The organism is Streptomyces sp. adm13(2018) (assembly GCF_008042145.1).
In the GTDB taxonomy this organism is placed as follows: domain Bacteria; phylum Actinomycetota; class Actinomycetes; order Streptomycetales; family Streptomycetaceae; genus Streptomyces.
Window position 1 is genome coordinate 5,326 of sequence record NZ_RDBH01000039.1, and the last position, 5,103, is coordinate 10,428.

Annotated in this window: 5 protein-coding genes; 2 read left to right on the forward strand and 3 right to left on the reverse strand. The window is 77.5% G+C overall.

Features of this window, described 5'->3' with window-relative positions; genetic code table 11:
• On the forward strand, nucleotides 1-1,645 hold a 1,645-nt coding region (locus tag EAO70_RS03370), incomplete at its 5' end, for a YfhO family protein (RefSeq protein ID WP_148001543.1).
• Between the two features lie 33 nt (nucleotides 1,646-1,678).
• On the opposite strand, the gene EAO70_RS03375 is transcribed toward EAO70_RS03370, so the two are convergent.
• From EAO70_RS03375 to EAO70_RS03385, 3 genes are all read right to left on the reverse strand, one after another.
• A complete protein-coding gene (locus EAO70_RS03375) occupies nucleotides 1,679-2,200 on the reverse strand; it encodes a GNAT family N-acetyltransferase (protein WP_148001539.1) in 522 nt (173 codons plus the stop codon).
• Nucleotides 2,197-2,931: a DUF2625 domain-containing protein gene (locus tag EAO70_RS03380; protein ID WP_148001540.1), complete on the reverse strand. Its 735-nt coding sequence runs from the start codon at nucleotides 2,929-2,931 to the stop codon at nucleotides 2,197-2,199. Before EAO70_RS03380 ends, EAO70_RS03375 begins: the two co-directional genes overlap by 4 nt.
• 206 nt (nucleotides 2,932-3,137) lie before the next feature.
• A complete protein-coding gene (locus tag EAO70_RS03385; RefSeq protein ID WP_148001541.1) occupies nucleotides 3,138-3,560 on the reverse strand; it encodes a PPOX class F420-dependent oxidoreductase in 423 nt (140 codons plus the stop codon).
• A gap of 610 nt (nucleotides 3,561-4,170) precedes the next feature.
• Between EAO70_RS03385 and EAO70_RS03390 the strand changes: the two genes are divergently transcribed.
• On the forward strand, nucleotides 4,171-4,767 hold the full coding sequence (locus tag EAO70_RS03390) for an RNA polymerase sigma factor (protein WP_148001544.1): 597 nt from the start codon (nucleotides 4,171-4,173) through the stop codon (nucleotides 4,765-4,767).
• The last annotated feature ends 336 nt before the right edge of the window (nucleotides 4,768-5,103 follow it).

Genomic DNA, 5,103 nt, shown 5'->3' on the forward strand with positions numbered 1-5,103 from the left:
GGCCGGGCTGACGACCGTGACCGGGGTCGCCCTCGCGGCGCCCGTCCTCGTCCCCGTCTTCCTCGGCTCGCGGCACGCGCACCCCGGCCTGGTGAAGGAGTTCGACCCGGCGCCCGCGGCGGACGTCCTCGCCCGGCTGCTCCCCGTGACGTACAGCTTCGCGACGCCCGCGGCCTTCGTGTCCACGGCGGTGCTCCTGCTCGTCGCCGCCCTCCTGTTCCGCCGCGAGATCCCCGCCCGCCGGCGGTGGGCGTGGGCGGGGCTCTGTCCGGCGGTCGCGGCCTCGATGCAATGGGGGCCGACGCACCTCCTGTGGCACGCCTTCGCCACCCCGAACGGCAGCCCGTACCGCCAGACCTTCGTCCTCTCCGGCGTCCTCGTCCTCGCCGCGTGGACCGGGTTCAGCCACGGACCCCCGGGCCGCCGCGCCCTCCTCGGCGGGTCCGCGGTGGTCGCGGCCCTGTCCCTGGGCGCGCTGCCCAGCCCCTTCCTCACCCGCTGGGCCCTCGTCCTCACGGCCACGGGCCTGGCGGCGGCGGCCGGGGCGCTGCTCCTGACCCGCCGGGGCCGGTACGGGGCGCTGGCCGCGCTCCTGGTCGTCGGGACCGTGGTCGGCCAGGCCGCGGCGACGACGGCGTACGCGGACCGGGAGCGGCTGGCCCGGCTCGACGACTACCCGCCGTGGGGCGCGGACCAGCGGCGCCGGGCGGAGGCCCTCGCTGAGGCGGACGGCTGGCCCGCCCACCGCACGGACTCCGGCCTGCCCCGGGTCGCGGGCAACGACCCGCTGCTGCTGGGCGGGCAGGGCGCCGCGTACTACAGCAGCCACACCCCGGCGGTCCTGACGGAGCTGCTGACCGCGCTGGGCGGCGGCTGGACGTCCCGGGGCCGGAACCTGCTGAGCCTGGACAACCCGGTGACGGACGCGCTGTTCGGGGTGGGGGCGCGGTGGCGGGCCGGGGAGGTGGTCCGGGCGGACCCGTCGGCGCCGCCGCTCCCGCTGGTGACGGTACGGCCGCGGGGCCCGGGTCCGGCGTACGGCCCGTCCCCCTTCCGCAACCAGGAACTCCTGCTGGGCGCCCGGGTGTACGAGGCACCGCGGGCGGACGGCGCCTGCCGGGTGGGTACGGAGGTCTTCCTCTGGGCCCCGGACGCGACGGGCACGGCGGGCCTGGGCGGGTACGGGACGAAGCTGCTCGGCGGGCAGCCGAAGCGGCGGGCGGCGCTGACCTCGCTGGGCGTGCAGGAGCGGGCGGGGGCGCGGCCCCTGATCCCGCGCGGCGGGACGGCCGAGATCGGCTGCCTGGACCGGGACCGGCTGCGCGCGGCGGTGGCGGCCCTGCGCGGCCGGGCGGCGACGAGGGTCGACGTCCGCCCCGACGGCCTCACCGCCACGCTCCCGCCGGGCGCGACGGGCACGGCGGTGGTGGCGGCCCCGAGAATCGCGGGCTGGCGCTGCGAGGGCCGGCGGGCACGGTCGTACGGCGACCTGCTGGCCGTAGACGTCGCCCCGGGGACGACGGCCGTGAGCTGCGACTTCCACCCCCCGGGCCTGAGAGCGGGCCTGACGGCGGGCGCGGCGGGCCTCCTGGTCCTCGCCACGACGTGGCGCCTCGGGGTCCGGTCCCGGCGGCGGACGCTCTGAGCGGACCTGGGGATCACCCGGCCACGGGGGCGGTCAGAGGTGGCGTTCCCAGCGGCGTTCGCCGTCCTCCAGGTGGTCCGTGGGGGTGAGGCCGGTCGCTGTGGCCACCGCCTCCGACGCCGTGTGGTTCGGGTGGACGTGGGCCACGATCGTTCGCGTGCCGTGTTCCATGAGGAGGGCTACCAGGCCCTCGGCCGCCTCCCGGGCGATGCCCCGGCCCTGCCAGGCCGTGCCGATCACCCACGCGACCTCCGCGACCCGGCCGCCCTCCGTGACCGTCGCCTGCACCGTCCCGGTCAGCCGGTTCTCGGCGCGGAGGCGTACGGCCCAGTTGGCCCAGACCGTCGCCGGGTCCGGCGACCCGGCCGCCAACCGCGCGTACCGCTCACGCAGTTCGGCCGGGGACAGCGGGGCTCCGCCGATGAACGTGTGCAGGGCGGGGTCGTCGAGCACCCCCGCCATCTCCTCGGCGTGCGCGACGTCGAGCGGTACGAGGTCCAGGCGGGCGGTCCGTACCGTCCGCGCGGCCACCCCGCCCGCCTCCCCCGCGCTCATACGTTCCCCAGGAAGCCGGGGTCGGGCTCGTCAAGACCCGCGCTCGTCTCCCGGGCGAACCCCAGGAGTTCGGCGAGCGCCACGACCCGGCGGCTGGTCGCGGCCAGGTCCCGGTGCGCCTCCGCCGACCACAGCGGCGGGTACAGGGTGAGGCCCCGGTCGCCGTCCAGCGGCCGGACCTCCTCCCGCCAGCCGGGCCAGCGCAGCCCCTCGTAGAACTCCTCCGTGCCGCCGGACAGCACCCACGACAGCCAGGCCCCGTATCCGGCGCCGAGCGCCTCCCAGCGCAGCGAGTCCGGCGCGAAGTACACCATCTCGCCCGGCTGTCCCGGCAGCCCGGTCTCCTCCGCCGGTCCGCCCTGGAGGACGAACGCCCCGCCGAGCACGTCGTGGGCCACGACGAACCCGGCGCCGGGCCGCCACCCCGGGTCATCCGCCGCGTCCGCGGGGAAGCCGTTGACCTGCGCGAGGGACGGCAGCCGCCGGTCGTTGTCGGCGGCCGGGCTGCCGTACAGCCGCAGCCAGCCGTCGTCGACGAACGCCCCGCCGCTGTGCAGCAGGAAGGCGCCCAGGAAGGACCGCACGGTCACCTGCGTCCGCAGCAGCGCGGCCTCGCCCCGCGCCGCGTCGGCGTCCAGCACCTCGACGGGGACGGGCGCGGCCCGCAGCTTCTCCCCGAGGACCGGCCACGCGGGGTCCTCGACCTCGGTCAACTCACTCAGTTCACGCACCGGGGCATGCTCGCACGGACGGGCGTCGGCGCCGTGGCAGGGTGGGCGGACGACGACCGGACCGGCACGCCCCCCCGACCCGACGGATCGCTCCGGGCCCGCCGACCGGCAGCAGGACCACTTCCCGCACGTGCCCGAGGACGGCACACCCCTCGACCTGGTACGGGCCCGCGCCCTCTACGGCCGCTGACCGCCGGGCCATCCTGCTACGGCCGCGCGGCCCTCGCGGCGCTGCCGAGGACCCGGGTCGGCGTGATGCGGACGATCACGCGGACGTGGTCCGCCGGGGCCTCCGCGTACTCCTTGCCGCCGCCCGGACCGAGGTACTCCTCGGCGATGCGGACGGCCACCGCCCTGCCGGTGTCCTCGGTGACGGTGGCGGTACCGCGTATCTCCACGTACAGATCGGGGTCGGCGGGGTCGAAGACGGTGAGGCCGACGCGCGGGTCCCGGAGCATGTTCCGCGCCTTGCGCCGGCTCCGCGTGGTGGAGATCAGCAGCTCGCCGCCGTCGCGGCTGACCCACACCACCGAACTCTGCGGCGAGCCGTCCGGGTTGAGGGTGGCGAGCACGGCCATGTGCCGGGCGTCGAGCAGGGCGCGTACGGCGTCGTTCATCTCAGGGGTCATGCCCGGGAGGCTACTGCGCGGCCTTACGCGCGCCCGGCCGGACGCACCGGACCGCCACCGGGGCGGCCCGGCGGCCCCGCCGACCCCGGCGGCGCCCCGCGGAAACTTTCTCCGCGCCGGTCGCAACCTCGCCGGGTGCCGCACGTCTGGTGGTGTGAAGGCGCCCTTCACCCCGTTCCACCCGACCGTGTCCGTCCCTTTCTCGGGAGACCCCATGTCCAGCCACGCCAAGCGGACCTTCCGCCCCCGCCCCCGCATCCTGGGCGTCGTCGCCGGTGCCGCGCTCCTCCTCGGTGGCGGCGGCTTCGCCGCGCAGGCCCTCGCCGCCTCCGGTCCGAAGCCCGCGCCCGCCGCGCCGAAGGTCTCGGCCCCGGACGCCGCCCCCGCGCACCCGACCGTGTCCGTCCCTTTCTCGGGAGACCCCATGTCCAGCCACGCCAAGCGGACCTTCCGCCCCCGCCCCCGCATCCTGGGCGTCGTCGCCGGTGCCGCGCTCCTCCTCGGTGGCGGCGGCTTCGCCGCGCAGGCCCTCGCCGCCTCCGGTCCGAAGCCCGCGCCCGCCGCGCCGAAGGTCTCGGCCCCGGACGCCGCCCCCGCGCTGCTCGCCCGCGTGCCCCGGACCAGGACCCGGCCCCAGACCCGTACCCGGGCCGACGACGCCCCCGGGGCCGGACGGGGAAGGCGACTGCGTGCGGTGGACGACCCCACGGACCAGGGGCCGCCGCCCACGCTCACCGAGCTGTACCGGGCCCGGCGGCTCGACATGGTGCGGCTCGCGCTCTTCCTCGTCGACGACCTGCACACCGCGGAGGACGTCGTGCAGGACGCGTTCGCCGCCGTGTGCCGGACGTACGGCACGTCCCTGCGCGGGCTGGAGGACCCGGGCGCGTACCTGCACACCGCCGTGGTCAACGCCGCCCGTTCCGTGCTCCGCAGGCGCCGCACCGCGCGCGCGTACACCCCGCCCCACCCGGTCGCCGGGCCTCCCGTGGACGAGGGGCTGCTGCTCGCCGAGGAGCACCGGCACGTGCTCGACGCGCTGGCGGGGCTGACCCGGCGCCAGCGCGAGGTCCTCGTCCTGCGCTACTGGTCGGAGCTGACCGAGGCGCAGATCGCGCAGGCCCTCGGGCTCTCGCGCGGCACGGTGAAGTCCACCGCGAGCCGCGCGCTGGACGCCCTGGAGAAGAAGCTGGAGGCGGGCCGATGAGACCGCGTGCCGAAGACCCCGGAACCGTCACCGAGGAGCGGCTGCGCGCCGCGTTCGCCGCGCGCGCGGCCCTCGTCACCCATCGGGACCTGCGCCGCGACGAGCCTCCGGTGGGGCGGAGCTGGGGGCTGAGGCGGGTGCGCGGTCTCGCGTTCGGCTCGCTGGGGACCGTCGCCGCGGCGCCGGAGTGGGCGAGACACCGCCGGCCGGCACCAGGAGGAGCAGGTACGCGGCCGCCGCCGCGGCGACGGTCCCCAGCGAGCCGAACGCGAGACCGCGCACCCGCCTCAGCCCCCAGCTCCGCCCCACCGGAGGCTCGTCGCGGCGCAGGTCCCG

Excerpts from the sequence above, each read along its gene's own strand:
- EAO70_RS03385 (WP_148001541.1), bottom strand. The coding sequence starts at position 3,560 with ATGACCCCTGAGATGAACGACGCCGTACGCGCCCTGCTCGACGCCCGG.
- EAO70_RS03375 (WP_148001539.1), bottom strand. The coding sequence starts at position 2,200 with ATGAGCGCGGGGGAGGCGGGCGGGGTGGCCGCGCGGACGGTACGGACC.